The 23,032-nt window shown below is 54.2% G+C and carries 24 protein-coding genes; 10 read left to right on the forward strand and 14 right to left on the reverse strand.

The genetic code is table 11. The features are described 5' to 3' along the window. Positions 1–36 precede the first annotated feature (36 nt). From tal to gluQRS, 3 genes are all read left to right on the forward strand, one after another. Positions 37–1,092 carry a transaldolase gene (tal, locus tag Q3O06_RS05885; RefSeq protein ID WP_301818074.1) on the forward strand — a complete coding sequence of 352 codons (1,056 nt, stop codon included), beginning with the start codon at positions 37–39 and terminating at the stop codon, positions 1,090–1,092. A 141-nt stretch (positions 1,093–1,233) separates the two neighbouring features. After that, a complete protein-coding gene (locus tag Q3O06_RS05890) occupies positions 1,234–1,509 on the forward strand; it encodes a hypothetical protein (protein ID WP_003750294.1) in 276 nt (91 codons plus the stop codon). A gap of 492 nt (positions 1,510–2,001) precedes the next feature. Beyond that, positions 2,002–2,889, forward strand: coding sequence for a tRNA glutamyl-Q(34) synthetase GluQRS (gene gluQRS / locus Q3O06_RS05895; protein WP_301818075.1), 888 nt, complete (start codon positions 2,002–2,004; stop codon positions 2,887–2,889). Between the two features lie 69 nt (positions 2,890–2,958). Here the strand turns inward: gluQRS and dusA are convergent, their stop codons facing one another. The 7 genes from dusA to Q3O06_RS05930 all read right to left on the reverse strand — a co-directional run bounded on the left by dusA (position 2,959) and on the right by Q3O06_RS05930 (position 7,409). Then, entirely contained in the window at positions 2,959–3,969 is a 1,011-nt protein-coding gene (gene dusA, locus Q3O06_RS05900; protein ID WP_301818076.1) for a tRNA dihydrouridine(20/20a) synthase DusA, read from the reverse strand. A 30-nt stretch (positions 3,970–3,999) separates the two neighbouring features. Then, complete coding sequence (gene dtd / locus Q3O06_RS05905) at positions 4,000–4,491, reverse strand: D-aminoacyl-tRNA deacylase (protein WP_301818077.1); 492 nt, start codon at positions 4,489–4,491, stop codon at positions 4,000–4,002. Positions 4,492–4,564: 73 nt separating this feature from the next. After that, entirely contained in the window at positions 4,565–5,323 is a 759-nt protein-coding gene (locus tag Q3O06_RS05910; RefSeq protein ID WP_301818078.1) for a peptidylprolyl isomerase, read from the reverse strand. 69 nt (positions 5,324–5,392) lie between these two features. Next, the gene (locus Q3O06_RS05915; protein ID WP_301818079.1) at positions 5,393–6,259 is read right to left on the reverse strand and encodes a peptidyl-prolyl cis-trans isomerase; all 867 of its coding nucleotides are present in this window, start codon (positions 6,257–6,259) and stop codon (positions 5,393–5,395) included. A gap of 48 nt (positions 6,260–6,307) precedes the next feature. Then, positions 6,308–6,586 (reverse strand): BolA family protein, encoded by a 279-nt coding sequence (locus Q3O06_RS05920; RefSeq protein ID WP_118792483.1) that lies wholly within the window; start codon positions 6,584–6,586, stop codon positions 6,308–6,310. Further along, a complete protein-coding gene (locus Q3O06_RS05925; RefSeq protein ID WP_192879973.1) occupies positions 6,586–6,876 on the reverse strand; it encodes a YciI family protein in 291 nt (96 codons plus the stop codon). Before Q3O06_RS05925 ends, Q3O06_RS05920 begins: the two co-directional genes overlap by 1 nt. Before the next feature lie 2 nt (positions 6,877–6,878). After that, on the reverse strand, positions 6,879–7,409 hold the full coding sequence (locus Q3O06_RS05930; RefSeq protein ID WP_301818080.1) for a septation protein A: 531 nt from the start codon (positions 7,407–7,409) through the stop codon (positions 6,879–6,881). 288 nt (positions 7,410–7,697) lie between these two features. Here Q3O06_RS05930 and tspA point away from each other — a divergent pair, with 288 nt between their 5' ends. Next, positions 7,698–10,346: a FimV/HubP family polar landmark-like protein TspA gene (gene tspA, locus Q3O06_RS05935; RefSeq protein WP_301818081.1), complete on the forward strand. Its 2,649-nt coding sequence runs from the start codon at positions 7,698–7,700 to the stop codon at positions 10,344–10,346. Between the two features lie 278 nt (positions 10,347–10,624). Here the strand turns inward: tspA and gloA are convergent, their stop codons facing one another. From gloA to Q3O06_RS05950, 3 genes are read right to left on the reverse strand one after another with little or no spacing between them, the layout of a single operon-like run. Next, the gene (gene gloA, locus Q3O06_RS05940; RefSeq protein ID WP_301818082.1) at positions 10,625–11,041 is read right to left on the reverse strand and encodes a lactoylglutathione lyase; all 417 of its coding nucleotides are present in this window, start codon (positions 11,039–11,041) and stop codon (positions 10,625–10,627) included. Between the two features lie 24 nt (positions 11,042–11,065). Beyond that, a complete protein-coding gene (lapB, locus tag Q3O06_RS05945; protein WP_301818143.1) occupies positions 11,066–12,235 on the reverse strand; it encodes a lipopolysaccharide assembly protein LapB in 1,170 nt (389 codons plus the stop codon). Positions 12,236–12,245: 10 nt separating this feature from the next. Beyond that, positions 12,246–12,560 (reverse strand): LapA family protein, encoded by a 315-nt coding sequence (locus Q3O06_RS05950; protein WP_301818083.1) that lies wholly within the window; start codon positions 12,558–12,560, stop codon positions 12,246–12,248. A gap of 163 nt (positions 12,561–12,723) precedes the next feature. Here Q3O06_RS05950 and Q3O06_RS05965 point away from each other — a divergent pair, with 163 nt between their 5' ends. From Q3O06_RS05965 to ilvE, 5 genes are all read left to right on the forward strand, one after another. After that, positions 12,724–13,725 (forward strand): phosphotransferase, encoded by a 1,002-nt coding sequence (locus tag Q3O06_RS05965; protein ID WP_373323499.1) that lies wholly within the window; start codon positions 12,724–12,726, stop codon positions 13,723–13,725. After that, entirely contained in the window at positions 13,725–14,603 is an 879-nt protein-coding gene (locus Q3O06_RS05970; protein ID WP_301670350.1) for a DMT family transporter, read from the forward strand. The genes Q3O06_RS05965 and Q3O06_RS05970 overlap by 1 nt, the downstream gene beginning before the upstream one ends. Continuing rightward, on the forward strand, positions 14,600–15,328 hold the full coding sequence (locus Q3O06_RS05975; RefSeq protein ID WP_301818084.1) for an NTP transferase domain-containing protein: 729 nt from the start codon (positions 14,600–14,602) through the stop codon (positions 15,326–15,328). Before Q3O06_RS05970 ends, Q3O06_RS05975 begins: the two co-directional genes overlap by 4 nt. Before the next feature lie 112 nt (positions 15,329–15,440). After that, a complete protein-coding gene (locus tag Q3O06_RS05980) occupies positions 15,441–16,244 on the forward strand; it encodes a LicD family protein (protein WP_301818085.1) in 804 nt (267 codons plus the stop codon). 81 nt (positions 16,245–16,325) lie between these two features. After that, positions 16,326–17,324, forward strand: coding sequence for a branched-chain-amino-acid transaminase (gene ilvE, locus Q3O06_RS05985; RefSeq protein ID WP_301818086.1), 999 nt, complete (start codon positions 16,326–16,328; stop codon positions 17,322–17,324). 244 nt (positions 17,325–17,568) lie between these two features. On the opposite strand, the gene fabI is transcribed toward ilvE, so the two are convergent. From fabI to pgi, 4 genes are all read right to left on the reverse strand, one after another. After that, positions 17,569–18,354: an enoyl-ACP reductase FabI gene (gene fabI / locus Q3O06_RS05990; protein ID WP_118792474.1), complete on the reverse strand. Its 786-nt coding sequence runs from the start codon at positions 18,352–18,354 to the stop codon at positions 17,569–17,571. Positions 18,355–18,508: 154 nt separating this feature from the next. Beyond that, positions 18,509–19,330 (reverse strand): 2,3,4,5-tetrahydropyridine-2,6-dicarboxylate N-succinyltransferase, encoded by an 822-nt coding sequence (dapD, locus tag Q3O06_RS05995; RefSeq protein ID WP_301818087.1) that lies wholly within the window; start codon positions 19,328–19,330, stop codon positions 18,509–18,511. A gap of 9 nt (positions 19,331–19,339) precedes the next feature. Next, positions 19,340–19,570, reverse strand: a complete 231-nt coding sequence (locus Q3O06_RS06000) for a hypothetical protein (protein WP_301818088.1) — start codon at positions 19,568–19,570, stop codon at positions 19,340–19,342. Beyond that, positions 19,540–21,183, reverse strand: coding sequence for a glucose-6-phosphate isomerase (pgi, locus tag Q3O06_RS06005; protein WP_301818089.1), 1,644 nt, complete (start codon positions 21,181–21,183; stop codon positions 19,540–19,542). The genes Q3O06_RS06000 and pgi overlap by 31 nt, the downstream gene beginning before the upstream one ends. Before the next feature lie 317 nt (positions 21,184–21,500). Here pgi and Q3O06_RS06010 point away from each other — a divergent pair, with 317 nt between their 5' ends. Further along, positions 21,501–22,820 (forward strand): MFS transporter, encoded by a 1,320-nt coding sequence (locus Q3O06_RS06010; protein WP_301818090.1) that lies wholly within the window; start codon positions 21,501–21,503, stop codon positions 22,818–22,820. Positions 22,821–23,032: the final 212 nt, after the last annotated feature.

The raw sequence follows: 23,032 nt of genomic DNA on the forward strand, positions 1-23,032 counted from the left end.
CTTTGAAACATACACATCTGTCCAAAGGAATCAGAAATGACTATTTTATCGGACGTTAAAGCATTAGGACAACAAATCTGGCTGGACAACCTTTCCCGCTCGCTCGTGCAAAGCGGCGAATTGGCGCAAATGCTGAAACAAGGCGTGTGCGGCGTAACTTCCAATCCCGCCATCTTCCAAAAAGCCTTCGCCGGCGACGCGCTTTACACCGATGAAATCGCCGCCCTCAAGCAGCAAAACCTCAGCCCCAAACAACGCTACGAAACCATGGCGGTTGCCGACGTACGGGCAGCCTGCGACGTTTGCCTTGCCGAACACGAATCCACCGGCGGCAAAACCGGTTTCGTCAGCCTCGAAGTTTCTCCCGAACTTGCCAAAGACGCTCAAGGCACGGTAGAAGAAGCCTGCCGCCTCCATGCCGCCATCGCGCGTAAAAACGCCATGATTAAAGTTCCTGCCACCGACGCAGGCATCGATGCGCTCGAAACCCTCGTTTCAGACGGCATCAGCGTGAACCTGACCCTGCTGTTCTCACGCGCCCAAACCCTCAAAGCCTACGCCGCCTACACGCGCGGCATTGCCAAACGCTTGGCAGCCGGACAAAACGTTGCCCATATCCACGTCGTCGCCAGCTTCTTCATCTCCCGTGTGGACGGCGCGCTGGACACAACACTGCCCGACCACCTCAAAGGCAAAATCGCCATCGCCCTTGCCAAAGCCGCCTACCAAGACTGGGCGCAATACTTCGGCAGCTCGGAATTTGCCGCGCTGGAAACCAAAGGCGCAAACCGCGTGCAGCTTTTATGGGCATCTACCGGCGTGAAAAACCCAGCCTATCCCGACACACTCTACGTTGACAGCCTGATCGGCGCGCACACCGTCAACACCGTTCCCGATGCCACCCTCAAAGCCTTCATCGACCACGACACAGCCAAAGCCTCGCTGACAGAAGGCGTAGAAGAAGCACAAGCGCAGCTTGCCGAAACCGCCGCGCTCGGCATCGATGTCGAAACCTTGGCGACGCGTTTGCAGGAAGACGGTTTGAAACAATTTGAAGAAGCGTTTGAAAAACTGCTCTCACCGTTGGTTTAAACTTTTCATCCCCGATGCCGTCTGAAAGGCTTTCAGACGGCATCGCCCTTTTGACCGGACACAGTGGGTTCACCCTAAAAATATTAATTAACAAGAAGTTAATGCACGACATTATCCACCAACACAAAAGGGAATAGAATCATGGCAAAAGCACTCGAAATCATTTCACCCGATGAAATTTATTCAGATCTGATTTTTAAGGATCCGGTACCTCCCCATACCATATATAGAGAATTGACGAAACTGGTTGATAGAAATGCAAGTAATGAGAGAATTGCAAATAGAGCCTTCGATTTTTTCTCGTCCGGTCTTATGTCAGAGCGCAATTATGGTGCAGCTAACCAAGCGATAGAGCAGCAACGCCAAGCAGAGCGGCAAATACAGAAGAAACAAGCTAAATGGTGGAGTATGGGTTAATAATGAATAATTTTGCTATTGATTTTTCATTATTTTCATGTTTTTTATGTGCTTTGCTTTAAAAGACTAAAATATAAAAAATAAAGCCACAAATTGTCAGAAAGAAAAGTAAAGCTAAACTTTTTATTTTATTTTTTGCCGTATCTTCTTCCCATGGTTTAAATATAAATAGACCAGTTATGAAATCAAATATTGAATGCCAAACCGCTAAAAAAAACTCCATAAAATTTCCTTAAAAAATATCCCGCATCATGCAAATGATGCTGGGTGTGGAGATTGTTACACTTGCATTAGTGCAATTGTAACAGGGAACGCCAATGAGAAACTGCTGTGTTAGTACAAGCACGAGTGGCGAAGTTGATGATTCAGCTACCGAAGAACAATATAATGCCCTATATGATTTAACCTTGCTTGAAGAGCCCGGGATGGAACTGGATAAAGATGAGATAATGGCTTTGATTAATAGTCTTAAATAAAGGGGCTGTACCGGATATGTACACAGGACGTTTCGCCCCCAGCCCGACCGGGCTGCTCCACATCGGCTCGCTGCTGACCGCCGTCGCTTCCTATGCCGATGCGCGCTCAAACGGCGGAAAATGGCTGGTCCGCATGGAAGACCTCGATCCGCCCCGGGAAATGTCGGGGGCGGCAAGCCATATCCTGCACACGCTTGAGGCATTCGGATTCGAGTGGGACGGCGAAGTCGCCTATCAGAGCCGCCGTTATGCCCTGTATGAAGAAACACTATGCCGTCTGCAAACCGCCGGACTGGTCTATCCCTGCCATTGCAGCCGCAAAGACTGGCAGGCTGCGGCAGCCCACGGCGCAGACGGGTTCGTCTATAACGGACGTTGCCGCCACCCCGACCAACGCCCTGCACTGCAAGGCAAACAGCCGGCGTGGCGCATCCGCGTCCCCGACCGCGTTATCGGTTTTTCAGACGGCATCGTCGGCGGTTACGCCCAAAACCTCGCCCGCGACATCGGCGATTTCGTCCTGCTTCGTGCGGACGGTTACTGGGCATACCAACTCGCCGTCGTTGCCGACGATGCCGAACAGGGTATTACCCACATCGTGCGCGGACAAGACCTGCTCGTTTCTACGCCGCGCCAAATCTATTTGCAGCAGTGTTTGGGCGTTCCGACACCGCAATATGCCCACCTGCCGCTCCTGACCAACGCACAAGGGCAGAAATGGTCGAAACAGACGCTCGCCCCCGCATTGGATTTAAACCGCCGCGAACAACTCCTCCGCCAAGTGTTCCGTTATCTCAACCTGCCAGAAGCACCGGAAACCGACCGCCCTGCCGAACTGCTCGACTGGGCTGTGGCACACTGGGATATGGACAAAGTGCCGAAACACGCCATTACCGCCCCCTAAACACCGCCCGACAAACGCACAAATGCCGTCTGAAACCTTCAGACGGCATTTCACACATACAGCCCCGCCCTATTCGCGCGTATTTGCCCGTTCGACCTCTTTCCACGCTTCGAGAATCAGGCTGCCGTCGTTGTCTTTCAAGAGCGTTGCATCGGAAAGCATACGCCGCCAAGTGCGGGCGTTTTTCAGACCGTGCATCAGCCCGAGGCTGTGGCGGACGATATGGCGCAAGATTGTGCCGCGTCCGGCTTGGATTTGGGCTTGGCTGTATGTGTAGAGGCGCTGCACCAAATCGGTGTATTCAATCGGGCTGCGGATGTCGCCGTAAAACAGCCTGTCCCATTCGTGCATGACCATCGGGTTGTGGTACGCCTCGCGCCCGACCATCACGCCGTCAACGTGTTGCAGGTGTCCGGCGATTGCTTCGTTGGTGGCAATGCCGCCGTTGATGATGATTTCCAAATCCGGAAACTCTTGCTTGAGGCGGTAAACGTAATCGTATTTCAAGGGCGGAACATCGCGGTTTTCTTTGGGCGAAAGACCGTCCAGCCAAGCGTTGCGGGCGTGGACGATAAAGGTTTTGCAGGCGGTTTTGTCGCGCAGCGTGCCGACGAAATCGGCAACGGTTTGGTATTCGGTCTGCCTGTCCACGCCGATGCGGTGTTTGACGGTAACGGGGATGCCGACCGCGTCCTGCATGGCGTTGAGGCAGTCGGCAACCAGCCCGACTTCGTTCATCAGACACGCGCCGAACGAACCTTTCTGCACGCGCGGACTGGGGCAGCCGCAGTTGAGGTTGACCTCGTTGTAGCCGTATGCTTCGGCGGCTTTGGCGGCTTTCGCCAAATCGGACGGGTCGCTGCCGCCCAGTTGCAGGGCGACAGGCTGCTCGCCTTCGTTGAACATCAAAAAGCGGTCTTTGTCGCCGTAAACAATCGCACCGGCATTGACCATTTCGCTGTACAGCCAAGTATTGCGGGTAATCTGGCGTGCCATATAACGGTAGTGCCTGTCCGTCCAGTCCAACATCGGTGCGACGGAAAGGCGGCGCGGGGGAAGGGTGTGTGTATTGTCGTTCATTGTCGATATTTCATCATTGCGGATTCAATTTCAATCCGGAACAACCTTCATTTTTGGGGAAATCCGCGTCATGAAAGAGTCCAGCAGTATGGTTACCGGCCCGTCGTTGCAGAGCGACACCTGCATATGCGTACGGAAACGCCCTGTTTCGACATGAATCCCGTGTCCGCGCAACAGTTCCGCCGTTCGCAAGTAAAGCTGCTGCGCCTGTTCTGCAGGTGCGGCTTGGGAAAACGAAGGCCGCCGACCGCTTGCCGCATCGGCATAAAGCGTAAACTGCGATACCAGCAGCACCGCACCCCCGACATCTTTCAAAGACAGGTTCAGCTTGCCCGCTTCGTCTTCAAACACGCGCAAATGGGCGATTTTGTCGGCGATATAGCGTGCATCTTTTTCTGTGTCGCTATGCGTTACACCGAGCAGCACGACGAATCCGCCGTCTATGCTGCCGACGGTTTCCGCACCGCTTTCGGACACGACATCCACCTTTGCACCTACCGTTTTCTGTATGACCGCACGCATAAGCCGTCCTCCTTACCTGAACGTGCAATGCCGTCTGAAAAGGTTTCAGACGGCATCGGTATCGGAAATGCCATTACGGTTTGACACCGTTTTCTTCCAAAAGGGCATCGATTCTCAAGCGGGCTTTTTCTTGTCTCAAACCCTGCTCCAATTGGTTTCTGACCAGCTCGAAAGGCTGCGCGTCGGGGTTTTTCCCAACCTCGCTGAGTTTGAACAGATAATAGCGTTCGCCCAATTTGACCGGATTGCGGGTAACGTCGCCCCGGTTCATACCGGCAAACTGCGAAGCCAGCGGCTCGGGAAGCTGCTGCGCCATAATGAAACCGTCAAAAGCCTGTTCGTCGTTCGGATAACGCTTCATCAGCCCTTCAAAAGACAGCCCTTTGAGCAGGAGCTGCTGCGCCTGACGCGCCTCATCCTCCGTGGCAAAACCGACCTGCTGCAATTTGATCATGCGGATTTGCCGCTCATAAAACTGACGCAGTTCGCTTTCGGAAACCGTTTCCGAACGTTCCAAAAAGCGGACGTATTCTTGGGCGTAAAAAGACGCTTCGGCGATTTTAAAGCGGTTTTGAACGCCTTGATCCTTATCCAATCCCGCCTGCAATGCCCCGTTTTTCAAAACTTCCAAAGTTTGCAGTTGACGGACGGCATCGTTTCGGATTGCCTGCCCGTCCGGTTTTTGGGACTGCTCCGCATGCCGGTCTGCCTGCTGCATGATCTGCGCCACCAGCGTATCCACCAAAGCCGGGTCGATTTCGGGTACTTTGGCTGCCGCAAAACCTGCCAACATTGCAGCAATAACTGCGGCAGCGGTTTTTTTCTGTTTCATGGTATTCCCTGTCCTGTGCGGCGGCAAAACGCCTGTCTGAACGTCTTGCCGCCGTATCCCATTTTCAGATTATTTTGCAGGTTTGATGTCTGCCTTGCCCAACAGCGCGCCGACGGCACGGTCGATTTGTTCCGCCTGCAAATCGCCGGCAATCTGTCCTTTCATTTCGTCAAAAGAAGGCACTTTCACATCGCGGCGGTCGTTGACATAATAAACGCCGTAGAAATCGCCGTTTTTCAGCGGCGTTGCTGTAAATTCGCCTTTTTTCAAGTCCTTAATTGCTTGATAAAGCGGCGGAACACCCTGTTCCAAATCTTTCAGCGGCACATATCCGTCCGGCGCGCCGGTCTGTTTGGTGCGGTCGTTGAGCGAGTATTGTTTCAAAACGGCATCAAAACCTTTTTTCGCCTTCAGATCGGCAACGGCTTTTTTCGCATTTTCTTCCTTGTCGGTCAGGATTTCGCCTAACTGGACTTCCTGCGTACCTTTATAAAAACCGCTGATATTGTCGTAAACGGCTTTCACTTCCTGTTCGGAAACCGGTTGGGTTTTGGCGATGTGCAGCGCGTATGCCCTGCCGTTCAATTCGTATTCTAGAGCCGACCAGAGGGTTTTGAAGGACGGTTTCTTGTCGTCGCCCGACTTTTTCGCTTCGGCACGCAATTTGGCTAACGTGTCTTTAAACTCTGCCGACTGGTCGAGTTTCAGGCGTTTGACTTCCTGCGCGACCACGGTGTTGACCACTTCGTTTTCCAGCAGGGATTGGCGCAGTTGCGGCGTGTCTTCGGCACGGCTGTTTTCCGCACGGAATGCGGCAACCTGCGCATCGATGACGGAACTGTCGATTTTTTGACCGTTGACGGTTGCCAGTGTTTGGGCAAACAGGCTGCCTGAACAGGCAAGCAGTGCAACGGAAGTCAGGATTTTTGCTTTCATAATCTTCTCTCTTTAAATTTTAAATTGAAATGTTCGGGCAGACTTCATTCAGTCCGCCGTATGGAAATACTCGTCAGGGGCAGCCGCCCGGATGCCGAGCGCGTGGATGATGCCGTCTGAAAACAAATCTTTGAGCAGCGATTTGACCGTTTTCTGACGGTTCAGGCGGCTTACGCCTTCAAAACGGCCGCTGACGACCAAAACAGCATAATGTCCGCCGCCGGTATTGCCCGCGTGTCCTTTGTGCAGATGACTCTCATCGCCGATTTCCAATACCAGAGGATCGAGCGTCTGCAGGCGTTCGCGGATCAAATCGACGGTCGGCATTATTTGAACACCGCTTTAAACGGTTTAATCAGCACTTCGCTATACACGCCGGCGTGAACATAGGGATCGTCTTCCGCCCAAGCCTGCGCCGCATCCAAAGACTCGAACTGCGCCACAATCAAACTACCCGAAACGCGGTTCGGATCCTCCGGCAAAGGATTCGGACCTGCGGTCAGCAACCGCCCTTCCGATTTCAGCACCTCCAAGCGTTTGAGGTGTTCGGGACGTGCCGCCATACGCGCTTCATGCACATTCTCCCCGTCTGTTGCCAGCAACATAAAATATTCCACAGTCAATCCTCCTTTTTCAGATAGGTACTCAGATAAATACCCTGAATAATAAAGAAAACAAGCATCAGCGCAGTCGAACCGAACATCTTATAGTTAACCCATTGCGCTTCAAACCTAGTAAACACAAACCAGTTGGCAATACCCATAAAAATCAGAAAACCGACCCACATATAAGTTAATTTCGCCCATACGGCATCCGGAAGCTGAATCTCCCTACCGATACTCGCCTTCAAGCCGTTTTTACCCGCAAGGTGGCTGCCCAGCAGGAATAACGCCCCGCACCAGAACAATACTGTCGGCTTCCACATGATGAAGCGGCTGTCGCCCAAAACAATGGTTGCGCCGCCGAATACGACAATCAGCACCAGTCCGACCCACTGCATCGTATCCAGCTTTTTATATTTCCAATACAGAAAAGCCGTCTGAACCACGCCTGCAACCAAGGCAACCACCGTAGCGGCAATCATATTTTTGGTAACGGTATAAGTAGCAAAAAACAAGATGACGGACAAAAGGTCGCTGACAAATTTCATATCCAAATGAGAAAGCAAATCAAATAAACGCTAATCATACAGGCAGAACCCTGTTTTTGCACCTGCGAAACCAACAAATTTTGTTTTGATTAATGCAAATATGCACAGATGTTTTTGAAAAAAGATGGAGATATGTCATAATTTGTAAAATTGGCTTTAAAATACAGCTTCGGCCGGGATCTCTGCCTATCCGCACCCTATCGTCCGTATTGCCGATGCCTGATGACGAAATTTACAGACTGTACGCGGTCAAACCGTATTCAGCCGCCAACCCACAGGGGATACATCTTGAAAAACAACAGACAAATCAAACTGATTACCGCCTCCATCGCACTTGCCGCATCCTTTCAGGCACATGCGGGACTGGGCGGACTGAATATCCGGTCCAACCTTGACGAACCCTTTTCCGGCAGCATTACCGTAACCGGCGAAGAAGCCAAAGCCCTGCTAGGCGGCGGCAGCGTTACCGTTTCCGAAAAAGGCCTGACCGCCAAAGTCCGCAAGTTGGGCGACAAAGCCGTCATTGCCGTTTCTTCCGATCAGGCAGTCCGCGATCCCGTCCTGGTGTTCCGCATCGGCGCAGGCGCGCAGGTACGCGAATACACCGCCATCCTCGATCCTGCCGGCTACTCGCCCAAAACCAAATCTGCACTTTCAGACGGCAAGACACACCGCAAAACCGATAAAAAAGACAGCGCGAACGCAGCCGTCAAACCGGCGCATAACGGCAAAACCCATACCGTCCGCAAAGGCGAAACGCTCAAACAGATTGCCGCCGCCATCCGTCCGAAACACCTGACGCTCGAACAGGTTGCCGATGCGCTGCTGAAGGCAAACCCAAATGTTTCCGCACACGGCAGACTGCGTGCGGGCAGCGTGCTTCACATTCCGAATCTGAATAGGATCAAAGCGGCAGCACCCAAAAAAATCAAAGCGGAACAACCCAAGCCGCAAACGGCGAAACCCAAAGCCGAAACCGCATCCATGCCGTCTGAACCGTCCAAACAGGCAACGGTAGAGAAACCGATAGAGAAACCTGTCGAAAAACCGGTTGAAAAACCTGAAGCAAAAGTTGCCGCGCCCGAAGCAAAAGCGGAAAAACCAGCCGTTCGACCTGAACCCAAACCCGCAGTGTCCGAAACTCCGGCTTCGGCGACAGAACACCAACCCGAACCTGTACCCGCTGCAAATACTGCCGCATCGGAAACTGCTGCCGAATCCGCCCCCCAAGAAGCCGCCGCTTCTGCTATCGACACGCCGACCGACGAAATCGGCAACGCCGTTTCCGAACCTATTGCGGAAACAGCCAGTGAAGTTGCCGCCGAACCCGTTGCCGAACCTGTCGAACAGGTTCCTGCCGAAGAAGAAACCGAAAGCGGACTGTTTGACGGTCTGTTCGGCAGTTCGTACACCTTGCTGCTTGCCGGCGGAGGCGCGGCATTGATTGCCCTGCTACTGCTTTTGCGCCTTGCCCAATCCAAACGCGCGCGCCGTACCGAAGAATCCGTCCCTGAAGAAGAGCTTGACCTTGACGACGCGGCAGACGACGGCATAGAAATCACCTTTGCCGAAGTCGAAACTCCGGCAACGCCCGAACCCGCTCCGAAAAACGATGTAAACGACACACTTGCCTTAGGTGGGGAATCTGAAGAAGAGTTGTCGGCAAAACAAACGTTCGATGTCGAAATCGATACGCCTTCCAACCGCATCGACTTGGATTTCGACAGCCTGGCAGCCGCGCAAAACGGCATTTTGTCCGGCGCACTTACGCAGGATGAAGAAACCCAAAAACGCGCGGATGCCGATTGGAACAAAATCGAATCCACAGACAGCGTGTACGAGCCCGAGACCTTCAACCCGTACAACCCTGCCAAAATCGTCATCGACACACCCGAACCGGAATCTGTCGCCCAAACTGCCGAAAACAAACCGGAAACCGTCGATACCGATTTCTACAACAACCTGTTCTCAAACAACCATATCGACACAGAAGAAACAGCTTCCGCAAAACCTGCCGCACCCTCCGGACTGGCAGGCTTCCTGAAGGCTTCCTCGCCCGAAACCATCTTGGAAAAAACAGTTGCCGAAGTCCAAACACCGGAAGAGTTGCACGATTTCCTGAAAGTGTACGAAACCGATGCCGTCGCGGAAACTGCGCCTGAAACGCCCGATTTCAACGCCGCCGCAGACGATTTGTCCGCACTGCTGCAACCTGCTGAAGCACCGGCCGTTGAGGAAAATGTAACGGAAACTGTTGCCGAAACGTCCGACTTCCACACCGTTGCCGACGATTTGTCCGCGCTGCTGCAACCGTTTGAAACACCTGACGTTGGGGAAACCGCAGCAGAAGCCGTTGCCGAAATACCTGATTTTAACGCCACCGCAGACGATTTGTCCGCATTGCTTCAGCCTGCTGAAGCACCGGCTGTTGAGGAAAATGTAACGGAAACCGTTGCCGATGATTTGTCCGCGCTGCTGCAACCGTTTGAAACGCCTGACGTTGGGGAAATCGCAGCAGAAACTGTTGCCGAAATGCCCGATTTCCACACCGTTGCAGACGATTTGTCCGCGCTGCTGCAACCTTCTGAAGTACCTGCCGTTGAGGAAAAAGCAGCGGAAATCACTTTGGAAACGCCTGATTCCAACACCTCTGAGGCAGACGCTTTGCCCGACTTCCTGAAAGACGGGGAAAAAGAAACGGTAGATTGGAGCATCTCCCTTGCGGAAGAGAATATCCCGAACAATGCAGATACCGGTTTCACTTCGGAATCTGTGGGTTCTGACGCACCGGCCGAAGCAAAATACGACCTTGCCAAAATGTATCTCGAAATCGGCGACCGCGATGCCGCTGCCGAGACAGTGCAGGAATTGCTGGAAGAAGCGGAAGGTGATGTACTCAAACGTGCTCAAGCATTGGCGCAGGAATTGGGTATTTGATTCCCAACTGCCCTTTCGCAGATCAAGGATGCCGTTTCAGACGGCATCTTTTTTTGCCTTATCTGTGTAACGGATAAAGTTTGAACCGGCACAGGCTCAAACAGCAGACCGCCGGCAATATAGTGGATTAAATTTAAACCAGTACGGCGTTGCCTCGCCTTGCCGTACTATTTGTACTGTCTGCGGCTTCGTCGCCTTGTCCTGATTTTTGTTAATCCACTATAAAAAATGCCGTCTGAACCCCCTAAAGGCTTCAGACGGCATTGGCGGCGGCGGTATCAGGTATTCGCATAGACAACCGAATCGTCGCCGCTTTTCTTTTGAATAAACTCGATTTTGTAGCCGTCGGGGTCTTCGACGAAGGCTATCACAGTTGTGCCGTGTTTCATCGGGCCGGCTTCGCGGACGACGTTTCCGCCCTGCCGCTTCACACGTTCGCAGGCTTCGTAGGCATCGTCCACTTCAACTGCGATGTGTCCGTAAGCGTTGCCCAAGTCGTATCGTTCCGTATCCCAGTTGTGCGTCAGTTCCAAAACCGTGCTGTCTACCTCATCTCCGTAACCGACGAAGGCAAGGGTAAATCTGCCTTCGGGATAATCTTTTCGGCGGAGCAGTTTCATGCCCAAAACGTTTTGGTAGAAATCGAGGGACTTTTCGAGATTGCCCACGCGGAGCATAGTATGGAGTAAGCGCATTTTTTGTGTTCCTCTCGGTGGTGGTTAAACTTCGATTTTATTCGGGGTAAACGTCTGCCATTTGTTGCAGGCGGGACAGTGCCAGAAAAAGACTTGGGATTTGAAGTGGCAGTTGCGGCAACGGTACATCACGCTGCGCTGTAGCTGCCGCCCGATAACCGAACGCATCATATCGGCATCGGCTTTCCAGGCCGGATCCAAATCGCTGAGTTTCAAACCGAGCAGGCGGTACACGCCGTTGAGGTCGGGTTTGCGGCGGACAAGTTCGACGGCGGTTTGCGCGGCTTCTTTCTCGCCCTTGAGCAGCAGGGATTTTTCATACACGACATTGATCAGGTCAAGTTCGGGAAACGTCTGCATATATCCTGTCAGACGGTTCAAGCCTTCTTCAGGTTTTCCCTGCGCGGCATAGGCTTCGTAAAGCTTCTCGCCGACCATACTCAAATAGGCGTGGTTTTGCTGCTCGATGGCGGCATAGGCTTCGACGGCGGCAGGGAAATTGCCCAGCCTGTACTCGAGATCGCCCAAAATCATATTGGCGCGGGTACATTTTTTATTGGCTTCCAAGGCTTTGCCGATATGGAAACGCGCGGCATCGAAATTGGATTTGAACAGCGAGGCTTGTGCAAGCTCGCAATAAAATTGCGCAATTTCAAATTGATAAGTTTGTTCGTCATGGCTGAGCAGCCGGGCGGTTTCAACCGCTTTTTCCCAATCCCTGTCCTGCTGGTAGATATGGAGCAGGTGCTGGCGGGCCTCGTGCGCCATTTCACCGTCTTGCAGCCCCAAAAAAATCTGTTCGGCACGGTCAACCAAGCCCGCGCTTTGGTAGTTTTGCGCCAATTCAAACAGGACGCGCGCACGCTTTTCGCCGACCGTGTCGGGGGAGTCGAGCAGCGTCCGGTGCATATTGATGGCTTTGTCGTTCTCACCGCGCTGGCGGTAGAGTTTGCCGAGGGTAAGATTCAAATCATACGACTGCGGCTGCTGGTCGATGACTTCCGCCAACTCTCTGGCGGCACGTCCGCTGTTGCGGTCAACCAAGGCATCCAGACTTTTGTAAAATCCCGACGGTATGCTTTTTGCCTGCTTTAATACAGTCTTCATATCCACGCGGGCGGCAAACCAGCCCATCGCGAAGAAAACGGGCAAAAGGATAATCGGCAGCAGGATAATCCACAATTCATTGTCCATATCGGCTTTCTCAAGGCTGTTTGGCAGATTCGGCAGCATTTTGTGCCGGCGGCGCAGTCAATTCCTGTCCGCTCAAGCGCGCATTTTTCTTCACTTCCGCACGCAGGCGGCTGTTTTCGCCGCGCAAGGACAGCAGCCGCCCGAACAGGGCAAACATTCCGAACACGATGCCGACGACAAACGCGCAGAACAGGGCGGCAATCAGCGGCAAATCGAATTTCTGCCCCGGCAGGTAGGAAAAGGAAACAGTATCAGTATTGAGGACGGCAAGCAGCAGAAAGAGCAGCAGGATAATGATTTTGATGACGGTATAGATAAGTTTCATATGTGTTCCGCAGGTAAGACAGACGGGCGGCGCACCCAAACGGTGCGGCAGCCGGATTGTGCAAGTTTAAACGATTTGGACGCTTCCGGATAGGGAAGCCGCTGACACGGGCAGTCCGCAATGCTAAAATATGCAAAGACAAACTCCCCGCGCCGATACAAAAATGCCAACCAACCAACCAACCAACCAACCAACCAACCAACCAACCAACCAACCAACCAACCAACCAACCAACCAACCAACCAACCAACCAATCAATCAATCAATCGACAAAATTGTAGGCTTTGCCCGAACCTGCCGCAAGCCTGACGAAGTATTTGATTTTCTCACGCGCCACGCCGTCCCCTTCTCCCCCATCGGGGGGATGACCAACCAAAATATCCTGCTGGACCTGCCCGGCGGGAAATTCGTCCTGCGCCTGCCCCATTCCGCCCGCGCCGCCTTGATCGACCGGAGGCACGAGGCGTTCAACAATGATTTGGCGTACCGCGCCGGTTTGAATGTGGAAACGCCCGTTTTGGATGTACAAAGCGGTGTGAAGCTGACGCGTTATCTGGAAAACTCCGCGCCCTTAAATCAAACGCAACTGCAAGACGAACGCTGCCTGCGCCTGGTTGCGGGCAACCTGCGCCGGCTGCACGGCGGAAACTTTGCCTTCCGCAACACATTCAATGCCTTTGACGCATTCCGCCGGTATTTTTCCTTATTGCAGGACAAGGATTTGTTCCTGAAGGCGGACGCGCGTATGGACAGGCTTGCGGATGCTTTTTGGCGGCTGGAAGGCGTATGCCGGAAACTGCCCCTTCGCCCGTGCCACAATGATTTGGTACCGGAAAATATGCTGTTGCAGGGGGAGGGGCTGTTTTTTATCGATTGGGAGTATTCGGGTATGAACGACCCCTTGTTCGACCTTGCCGCCGTTATCGAGGAGGGGCGGATGCCGTCTGAAGCGGCAGGCTGCCTGCTGGAGGCCTATCTTGCCGGCGGGGCTTCAGACGGCATCTCGGCGCGGGACGCGGCGACGCGCCTGAACATCCACCGGTTTTGCCAAAACGTGCTGTGGTTTTTGTGGACGAAGGTTAAAGAGGAACAGGGCGAAGATTTCGGCGGTTATGCAGCACGGCGGCTGGCGGCGGCGTTTGAACTGTCGGCGGTGCTGCCGTGATGCGCGGCTATCTGTTCGGAGCGGCTTCGGCGGTATTTTGGGCGGCTTCCGGCCTGTTGTTCGACCGTTTGCCGTTTGCGCGCGGCGCGGCATTCGGACAGATGGTTTTTTTGCTGTTTTTGATTGATTTGTGTTCTTTGTCGGCAGTGTGGGCAGGCTTGGGGAGCGGAGGGCGGCCGGGGTTTCGCGGCGTTTTTTGGAGGCCCGTGTTGTCGGGACTGCTCGGCGGGCCGGTCGGTATGTCGGCATACCTTTTGGGCATCCATTACCTGACGGTATATTACGCCGCGCCTTTATCGTCCCTGTTCCCCGTATTGGCGGCGGCTTTGTCGGCTTGGTTTTTAAAGGAACGCACAGGGACGGCGGCGCGTGCCGGTTTCGCGCTGGCGGTACTCTCTTCGGCGGGCTTGGCTGCGGATGCAGGCGGACGGGGCGGACTGAACGCCTTGGGGTTGGTTTGTATCGCAGTGTGCGTTTCGGGCTGGTCGCTCGAGGTTGTTTTGTCTGCCCGGACGATGCGTACGCTCTCCGGCCTTCAGGTTTATTGTTTGCGCCTGTGCGGATCGGTATGCGGCTACCTGCTGATCCTTGTCTGCCTGTCTGCCCGGGGGTTTTCTTTAAACCCCTCCGATTTGTACGACGCGCGCATCATCGGCATCATTGCCTTCGGCACGTTGTCTTATGCCTGTTATTATCAGGCGATTTATCTGTTGAAACCCCTCAAGGCGATGGCCTTGAACATCACCTACCCTGTTTGGGCGATGGTTTTGGGGTTCTTCGTTTACCGCCACCCGGTTCCGCCGTCCGCCATAATGTGGGCGGTTTTGTTGGGAACCGGCGCGGCATTGAGCCTGTGCGGGCGGAAAGGTGAAATATGAATGCCATTATTTTGGCGGCGGGGCTGGGCAGCCGCTTTAAAGAAATGACGCAAACCGTCCACAAAGCCCTTTTGGACATTTGCGGCACGCCCAACCTCGAAAGGACGCTATCCTTCCTGCGCGAAGCCGGCATAAGCAATATCGCCGTCGTAACCGGCCATTTGCACCGGCAATTCGATTATCTTCAAGAAAAATACGGCTGTATTTTGATTCACAACGAAAAATATCGGGAATACAACAGCATCTATTCCTTTTCGCTGGCGCGTAATTTTTTCAACGGCTGCTACGTCGTCGATGCCGACGTGGTGCTCGGACGCAATATTTTTTTAAACCGCCCGCAGCACAGCACCTATTTCACCGTCGTCCGCGCCCGCACGCACAACGAATGGCTGCCCGTTTCAGACGACATCGGACGGGTCGTCCGCATCGACATCGGTTCCCAGCCCCGCCCCAGCCTGTCGGGCGTGTCTTATTGGACGGCGGAAGACTGCCGCACCATCTTAAACCTGCTCGGGGCATACGCCGGTGCGGAACGTCTGGAAAACCCCAAACTCTATTGGGACAACATCCCGATGGAACACCTCGGCAAACTGGACATCCGCACCGAGCTGCTCGGCAGCGGCGACATATTTGAAATGGACGACCAAGAAGACTACCGCGCCATCTTGCGGCAGCTCGCCCCCCTTCGGCAGCGGCAACGTCCCGACACGCAAGGCGGCACATAAAGCGCGATCCTGCCGTATTGCCCGAACAGGTTTGCCGCTGCGGATGACGGCGTTCCAACCGTAAAGAAAAGCAATGCGCCCCTTTGACGGGGTGCAATACAAAGGAATTTAAATGAAAAAATTGACACTCAGGGAACAACAGCTCGTCTGCCTCGACATTTTGGACGATTTCCACGCCCTGTGCGAACGGCACGGCATCCGCTATTCGCTCGGCGGCGGCACACTGATCGGCGCGATACGCCACCAAGGCTTCATCCCTTGGGACGACGACATCGACGTTTATATGCACCGCGACGAATACCAAAAATTTGTCGGCGTTTGGCAAAAAACCGCGCACCCGCACTATTTTTTGGAAACCGCCGAAGACATCCGCGCCCGGCATACCGGGGAAATGGCAAAAATCTTCGATCCGCGTGCAGAACTCATCGACGCATACGGCAAAAAAAGCCCTTTATTTATCGACATTTTCATTTATGACGGCGTACCTGACGAACCAAAAACCATTTTCCGTATGATGAAACGGCACCGCCGCATCAAGTTGCGCTTTTCTTCCTGCAAAAAAAGGTGGCTGAAGGCAAAAGAAGGTAGCCTGAAATACAAAATTTTTGCCGTTTTAAGTCGTTTTCTATTTAACAAAATGACGCAAAACCTGCAACAGTTCCAAACCGCCTACCCGATTCGGGAATGTGGTTTCATCGGTTTGGTTTTGTCCGACTACGGCGGCTGGAGGAAATCCTATATGCCCAAAAAATATTTCGACAGCGTCGTCTATAAAACATTCGAGGGCAGGCAGTTTCAAGTGATGAACGGCTACCACGAACACCTGACGCAATATTACGGCGACTATATGCGGCTGCCGCCCGAAGAGGAACAGAAACCGCACCATACGTCCGAAGCATACCTGTTGTCCGAATGAGCGCGGCCGGCAGATTGTCATCCGTCCTCGATACGGATTAAAATGTCTGGATACATATCCGAACAAGAAAGGCTTTACATTATGAGCAGACCCGTACCCGCCGTATTCGGCAGCGTTTTTCACAGTCAAATGCCCGTCCTCGCCTACCGCGAAGGCAAATGGCAGCCGACCGAATGGCAATCTTCGCAAGACCTCTCCCTCGCACCCGGCGCGCACGCCCTGCACTACGGCAGCGAATGTTTCGAGGGACTGAAAGCCTTCCGTCAGGCAGACGGTAAAATCGTACTGTTCCGTCCGACTGCCAATATCGCGCGTATGCGGCAAAGTGCGGACATCCTGCACCTGCCCCGACCCGAAACCCAAGCTTATCTCGATGCTTTGGTCGAACTGGTCAAACGTGCCGCCGATGAAATTCCCGATGCGCCTGCCGCGCTGTACCTGCGCCCGACCTTAATCGGTACCGATCCCGTTATCGGCAAGGCCGGTTCTCCTTCCGAAACCGCCCTGCTGTATATTTTGGCTTCCCCCGTCGGCGACTATTTCAAAGTCGGCTCGCCCGTTAAAATCTTGGTGGAAACCGAACACATCCGCTGCGCCCCGCACATGGGCCGCGTCAAATGCGGCGGCAACTACGCTTCCGCGATGCACTGGGTGCTGAAGGCGAAAGCCGAATACGGCGCAAACCAAGTGCTGTTCTGCCCGAACGGCGACGTGCAGGAAACCGGCGCGTCCAACTTTATCCTGATTAATGGTGATGAAATCATTACCAAACCGCTGACAGACGAGTTTTTGCACGGCGTTACCCGCGATTCCGTACTGATGGTTGCCAAAGATTTGGGCTATACCGTCAGCGAACGCAATTTCACGGTTGACGAACTCAAAGCTGCGGTGGAAAACGGTGCGGAGGCGATTCTGACCGGTACGGCCGCGGTCATTTCCCCGGTAACTTCTTTCGTAATTGACGGCAAAGAAATCGAAGTGAAGAGCCAAGAACGCGGCTATGCCATCCGTAAGGCGATTACCGACATCCAGTACGGTTTGGCGGAAGACAAATACGGCTGGCTGGTTGAAGTGTGCTGATGCTTTAAATAAAAAAATGCCGTCTGAAACCCGTTTGGCGTTTCAGACGGCATTTTCGCATCCGGACCGTTTCCTCCGCGCCTGCCGCAAGTCGACACAAAGGCAGTCGGTTAAAACAAGCGTCCGCATTTCCCATCCCGCCTGCCGTAAATCGGGCATTTCTCTGGAAATACGCTTCAGACGGCAAACCGCCGCCCGAAACCGATATGCGGCACGGACGGCGCACGGATTTGAAAACGGCGGATTATCCCTCGGTGCTCAAGGCATTGATGCTGTAACCGCCGTCAACGTAAGTGATTTCGCCGGTAATGCCGGACGACAGGTCGGACAGCAGGAAGGCGGCGGTATTGCCGACTTCTTCGATGGTAACGTTGCGGCGGAGGGGATTGTGGGCGGCGACGTGTCCCAAGAGTTTGCTGAAATCGGCGATGCCGGAGGCGGCAAGCGTTTTGATCGGGCCTGCGGAAATGCCGTTGCAGCGGATGCCTTCTTTGCCCAAACAGGCGGCGGTAAAGCGGATGCCTGCCTCAAGGCTGGCTTTTGCCATACCCATCACGTTGTAATTCGGAATCGCGCGCACCGCGCCCAAGTAGCTCAGGGCGACGATGGCGGAATTTCTGCCGCGCATCATCGGACGGGCGGCTTTTGCCAATGCGGGCAGGCTGTATGCGGAAATTTCGTGTGCGGTGTTGAACGCTTCGCGGCTGATGCTGTCGAGGAAATCGCCGCTCAAGGCTTCTTTCGGCGCGAAGCCGATGGAATGCACCAAACCGTCCAAGCCGTCCCAATGTTTGCCCAAGTCGGCGAACACTTGGTTGATTTCGTCATCGCTGGCAACATCGCAGCGGAATACGAGTTCGGAATCCAATTCCGCCGCCATTTTGCGGACGCGCTCTTCCAGTTTGTCCACAACGTAGGTAAACGCCAGTTCCGCGCCCTGTTCGCGGCAGGCTTTGGCGATGCCGTAAGCGATGGAACGCTCGGAAATCATGCCGGTAATCAGAATTTTTTTGCCTTGCAGAAAACCCATTTTGTATCCTTCAAATAGTGTTCGGTTCGTTCTAAACCGTTGATTATAGCAAATTGTCCCTGTTTCTGTGTTTTCACTTTGCAGCGTGCAAACGGCAATGCCGTCTGAAGCGGATTTCAGACGGCATTGGACGTTTCAAATACGGTTTAAGGCATCAGATGCCGCGCAACAATTCGTTGACGCTGGTTTTGGCGCGGGTTTGCGCGTCCACGCGTTTGACAATGACGGCGCAGTAAAGGCTGTGGCTGCCGTCTTTGGAAGGCATACTGCCGGATACGACAACCGAACCTGCCGGTACACGGCCTTGGTAGATTTCGCCAGTCGTACGGTCGAAGATTTTGGTGGATTGACCGATGAACACGCCCATCGAAATCACGCTGCCTTCTTCGACAATCACGCCCTCAACGATTTCAGAACGCGCACCGATGAAGCAGTTGTCTTCAATGATGGTGGGTGCGGCCTGCAGGGGTTCGAGTACGCCGCCGATGCCGACGCCGCCGCTCAAGTGCACGTTTTTACCGATTTGCGCGCAAGAACCGACAGTCGCCCAAGTGTCAACCATCGCACCTTCGTCAACGTATGCGCCGATGTTGACGTAAGACGGCATCAGCACGACATTTTTCGCCACAAAGCTGCCGCGTCGGGCAACCGCACCCGGAACGGCGCGGAAGCCTGCGTTTTTGAACTCGTCTTCAGACCAGTCGGCAAACTTGGTCGGCACTTTGTCGAAGTATTTGTTCACGCCGTCGTTGAGGACTTCGTTGTCTTGGATGCGGAAAGACAGCAGCACGGCTTTTTTCGCCCATTCGTTGACTTTCCACTCGCCCACGCCCAAGCGTTCGGCGACGCGCAGTTTGCCTGAATCGAGCTGGCGGATGGTTTCCAACACGGCTTCTTTGACTTCGGGAATAACGGTGGACGGGGTGATGTCCGCGCGGTTTTCAAAGGCGGTTTCGATAATGTTTTGCAAAGACATAATGTTTCCTTATGTGAGATGTTTCGTGGGACGTTTGCCGGTATTTTCAGGCAGTATGTTCATTTGAAATGAATGCGCTATTGTGCCACGCAAACGCATATTCGTCAGCAATACGCGGGCGGTTGCCGAACATTGGCGTTTCGGAATCGGGCAGGCGGCAGGCATTGCCTTTTCCGCACCCGAATCAATACAGAACGGCGACAGTGCCTTTATGCCGCGCCGCCGCCTTTCAGACGGCATTCGCGGTAAAACGCCATCAGCCCTTCGGTCGAGGCATCGTGTACGGACGTGCCGCCTTCCAGTTCGCCGATGATGGTTTTTGCCAACTGTTTGCCGTATTCCACACCCCACTGATCGAAGGGGTTGACGTTCCAGATGGCACCCTGCACAAAAGTTTTGTGTTCGTAAGCCGCCATCAGCATACCCAAATTGTAGGGCGTGAGGCGGTCGAGTAGGATGCTGTTGCTGGGGCGGTTGCCGGGGAACTCTTTGTGCGGCGCGAGGCGTTCGCGTTCCGCTTCGGGCAAATCCGCCAACTCGGCGCGTGCTTCGTCCAAGGTTTTGCCCTTCATCAAGGCTTCCGCTTGGGCAAAGGCGTTGGCAACGGTAAAACGGCTGCGTCCGTCCTCCCTGCCCTGCGCCGTTATCGGGACGATAAAGTCGCAGGGAATCAGGCGCGTGCCTTGGTGGAGCAGTTGGAAATAGGCGTGCTGGCAGTTGACCCCTTCACCGCCGAACACGATGCCGCCCGTTTTGCACGCGGCGGGACTGCCGTCTGAAGCGCGGCTTTTGCCCAAACTCTCCATATCGAGCTGGTTCAGCCACGCCGGCAGCAGGCGCAGGTTGTGGCTGTACGGAACGGCGGTCTGCCCGTCCGCGTGCTGGAAATTGTTGTACCACACGGCAATCAGCGCCATCAGCACGGGAATGTTGCGGCGCGGCGGCGTGTGGAAAAAATGGCTGTCCATCGCGTGCGCCCCCGCTAGCAGTTCGCGGAAACGCGCCCCGCCGACCGCAACCATCACGGGCAAACCGACGGGTGACCAGACGGAATAGCGTCCGCCCACCCAGTCGTACATCGCAAACACACGTTCCGCCGCAATGCCGAAACTTTGCGCCGCTTCCGTATCGGCAGACACCGCGCAAAAATGGCACGCCGTTTCGGATTCCGAGAACCCCGCACCGCGATACCACGCCTTGACCGCCTCTGCATTGAGCAGGGTTTCAGGCGTTTTGAAGGACTTGCTGGCAACGCAAAACACCGTTGTTTCAGGGTTCAGACGGCATAAAACCGCATCCAGGCAGGCAGGATCGGCGTTGGCGGCAAAATGAATGCCGATATGCCGTCTGAACGGCTCAAGTGCCTGCACGCACATTGCCGGCCCGAGGTCGGAGCCGCCTATGCCGATGTGGACAAAATCCGTAATCCGTTTTCCGGTTACCCCCTGATACGAACCGTCGTCCAAACCGCGTGCAAAATCCAAAGCGCGGTCAAGTTCGCGGCGGATTTCGGGCAACACGTCCCTGCCGTCCGCATAAACGGCATCCGCACCGTCGGGCAGGCGCAAAGCCGTATGCAGCGCGGCACGCCCCTCGCTGCCGTTGACTTTCGCACCCGTCCGCAAAGCATGCATTTTCCCTTCCAAATCCGCCGCGTCGGCAAGATTGCAGAGCAGTTGCAGCGTATCTTCGCCCAAACGGTTTTTGCTGTAATCGAACAACATCCCGTCCAAACGCTCGTGCATACGCTCAAAACGGCCGGGGTCGGCAGCAAAGCGGTCGCGTAAAAGAATGTGGCGCGTATCCTGATTGTGGCGTTCGAGCGCATGCCATGCACGGGTAAAGGCATCCATCTGTTTTCCTTGATTTTTCAGAACCGGATTAAAATGTAGCAGAATGTAGTTTAACAAACGGCAGACGCTTTGGCGAATCACGGAAACACTACGCCCTGCTTTCAGACGGCGGCAGAATTGATTTTTATCAAGCAGGATACCGATGGGGGTGCAGGATGCAAAAGACTTGTGCTATTCTTTGTAATCGAATAAAAGACGGGGGTTATCGTCTGTAAGATACCTACAAAATGCCGCACGACGGCACGGTTGGCAAAAGAAAGCGGCACACCGCTTCGCAAATTGTTGTTTCTTCCCATTTTCCTCAGGAGCAGGTCGATATGAAGGTTTCCCCACAAACGGCAATGACGCTTCGCCAAATCATGCTGATGAACTTCGGATTCTTCGGCATCCAATACAGCTTCGGTTTGCAGCAGACCGCCATCAACCCCATCTTCAGCTTCCTTCAGGCCGACCTCGCACAACTGCCCGTCCTCAATATGGCGGGACCGATTACCGGACTGCTCGTGCAGCCCATCATCGGCGCAATGTCCGACCGCACCTGGATACCCGGCCTGGGCCGCCGCCGTCCGTATTTCCTCATCGGCGCAATCGGGTGCAGCCTCTGCCTCTTCATCTATCCGCACGTTACCGCCCTGTGGGTCGCCGTGATGCTGCTTTGGCTTTTGGACATCAGCAACAACACCGCCATGGAACCCTTCCGCGCCTTCGTTGCCGACACCGTTCCCGAGAAACAGCAGCCTACCGGCTTTCTGATGCAGTCCGTGTTTACCGGCTTGGGCATCACGCTGGCAAACGTCTCCCTCTACATCTTCCAACAAATCGGCTGGCTCAAGCAGACCTCCGAAGCAGGCATCCCCTACTGGGTATTCGGCTCTTTCTACATCGGCGCAGTCTGTTCCATCGGCTCGGTGCTCATTACCATCCTCTCCACGCAGGAAAAAATGCCCACAGGCAAAGAAGCCGCCGAGTTGAAAGCCAAAACGGGCAATCCCTTGGGCGCGGTCAAAGACATCTTCGCCGCCATCAAAGAAATGCCCCAAACCCTGTGGCAGCTCGCCCTTGTGTACCTCTTCCAGTGGTACGCCCTCTTCATCTACTGGCAATACATCTCCCACAGCATCGTCCAATCCGTCTGGCACTCGACCGCCGCCGACAAAGCCGCCTACGAACAGGCAGTCGCCTGGACGGGCCTAGTCAACGGTTTCTACAACATCGTAACCTTCGTTTCCGCGTTCGGACTGATGTGGCTCGCGCGCAAATACGCCGCCAAATACGTCCACGCCTTCGCCGTTTCCCTTGCTGCCGCCGCACTGTTGGCCATTCCCCACATTTCCGACAAATACCTCATGTTCGCACCCATGATCGGTTTCGGCGCAGGTTGGGCAAGTATGATGGGCGTGCCGTTCATGATTGTCGTCAACTCCATCCCCAAAGCGCGTTACGGCGTGTACATGGGCATCGTCAACATGATGATCGTCATCCCCATGCTGATCGAAACCGTAACCTTCGGCTGGGTTTACAACACCTTCCTCGGCGCAAACCCTGCCAACGCCATGACCTTCGCCGGCATTTTCCTCGCCGTCGCCGCCGTCCTGACGCTGGGCATCAAAACCAAAGGCAAACCGTCCGAATCCTGATACATCCGCCTGCCCCATGCCGTCTGAAGACAACCGTTTTCAGACTGCATCTTGTTTTCCAAACACCACAAAACACCCTCACACCGGTCTTTTAAAAATAAACGGGCATTCCGAAAAACTTCCTTACCGGTTAGAACGTACCTCTGAAAACAATAGATTTTTGGTTTATTCGAAAGGAGTACAGACCCTTCCAAATCAGGGCAATAAAGGGC

The organism is Neisseria maigaei, assembly GCF_958267405.1.
Classification (GTDB): Bacteria; Pseudomonadota; Gammaproteobacteria; order Burkholderiales; family Neisseriaceae; genus Neisseria; species Neisseria bergeri.

Excerpts from the sequence above, each read along its gene's own strand:
- tal (WP_301818074.1), top strand. The coding sequence starts at position 37 with ATGACTATTTTATCGGACGTTAAAGCATTAGGACAACAAATCTGGCTG.
- Q3O06_RS05890 (WP_003750294.1), top strand. The coding sequence starts at position 1,234 with ATGGCAAAAGCACTCGAAATCATTTCACCCGATGAAATTTATTCAGAT.
- gluQRS (WP_301818075.1), top strand. The coding sequence starts at position 2,002 with ATGTACACAGGACGTTTCGCCCCCAGCCCGACCGGGCTGCTCCACATC.
- dusA (WP_301818076.1), bottom strand. The coding sequence starts at position 3,969 with ATGAACGACAATACACACACCCTTCCCCCGCGCCGCCTTTCCGTCGCA.
- dtd (WP_301818077.1), bottom strand. The coding sequence starts at position 4,491 with ATGCGTGCGGTCATACAGAAAACGGTAGGTGCAAAGGTGGATGTCGTG.
- Q3O06_RS05910 (WP_301818078.1), bottom strand. The coding sequence starts at position 5,323 with ATGAAACAGAAAAAAACCGCTGCCGCAGTTATTGCTGCAATGTTGGCA.
- Q3O06_RS05915 (WP_301818079.1), bottom strand. The coding sequence starts at position 6,259 with ATGAAAGCAAAAATCCTGACTTCCGTTGCACTGCTTGCCTGTTCAGGC.
- Q3O06_RS05920 (WP_118792483.1), bottom strand. The coding sequence starts at position 6,586 with ATGCCGACCGTCGATTTGATCCGCGAACGCCTGCAGACGCTCGATCCT.
- Q3O06_RS05930 (WP_301818080.1), bottom strand. The coding sequence starts at position 7,409 with ATGAAATTTGTCAGCGACCTTTTGTCCGTCATCTTGTTTTTTGCTACT.
- gloA (WP_301818082.1), bottom strand. The coding sequence starts at position 11,041 with ATGCGCTTACTCCATACTATGCTCCGCGTGGGCAATCTCGAAAAGTCC.
- lapB (WP_301818143.1), bottom strand. The coding sequence starts at position 12,235 with ATGGACAATGAATTGTGGATTATCCTGCTGCCGATTATCCTTTTGCCC.
- Q3O06_RS05950 (WP_301818083.1), bottom strand. The coding sequence starts at position 12,560 with ATGAAACTTATCTATACCGTCATCAAAATCATTATCCTGCTGCTCTTT.
- Q3O06_RS05965 (WP_373323499.1), top strand. The coding sequence starts at position 12,724 with ATGCCAACCAACCAACCAACCAACCAACCAACCAACCAACCAACCAAC.
- Q3O06_RS05970 (WP_301670350.1), top strand. The coding sequence starts at position 13,725 with ATGCGCGGCTATCTGTTCGGAGCGGCTTCGGCGGTATTTTGGGCGGCT.
- Q3O06_RS05975 (WP_301818084.1), top strand. The coding sequence starts at position 14,600 with ATGAATGCCATTATTTTGGCGGCGGGGCTGGGCAGCCGCTTTAAAGAA.
- Q3O06_RS05980 (WP_301818085.1), top strand. The coding sequence starts at position 15,441 with ATGAAAAAATTGACACTCAGGGAACAACAGCTCGTCTGCCTCGACATT.
- ilvE (WP_301818086.1), top strand. The coding sequence starts at position 16,326 with ATGAGCAGACCCGTACCCGCCGTATTCGGCAGCGTTTTTCACAGTCAA.
- fabI (WP_118792474.1), bottom strand. The coding sequence starts at position 18,354 with ATGGGTTTTCTGCAAGGCAAAAAAATTCTGATTACCGGCATGATTTCC.
- dapD (WP_301818087.1), bottom strand. The coding sequence starts at position 19,330 with ATGTCTTTGCAAAACATTATCGAAACCGCCTTTGAAAACCGCGCGGAC.
- Q3O06_RS06000 (WP_301818088.1), bottom strand. The coding sequence starts at position 19,570 with ATGCCGTCTGAAAGGCGGCGGCGCGGCATAAAGGCACTGTCGCCGTTC.
- pgi (WP_301818089.1), bottom strand. The coding sequence starts at position 21,183 with ATGGATGCCTTTACCCGTGCATGGCATGCGCTCGAACGCCACAATCAG.
- Q3O06_RS06010 (WP_301818090.1), top strand. The coding sequence starts at position 21,501 with ATGAAGGTTTCCCCACAAACGGCAATGACGCTTCGCCAAATCATGCTG.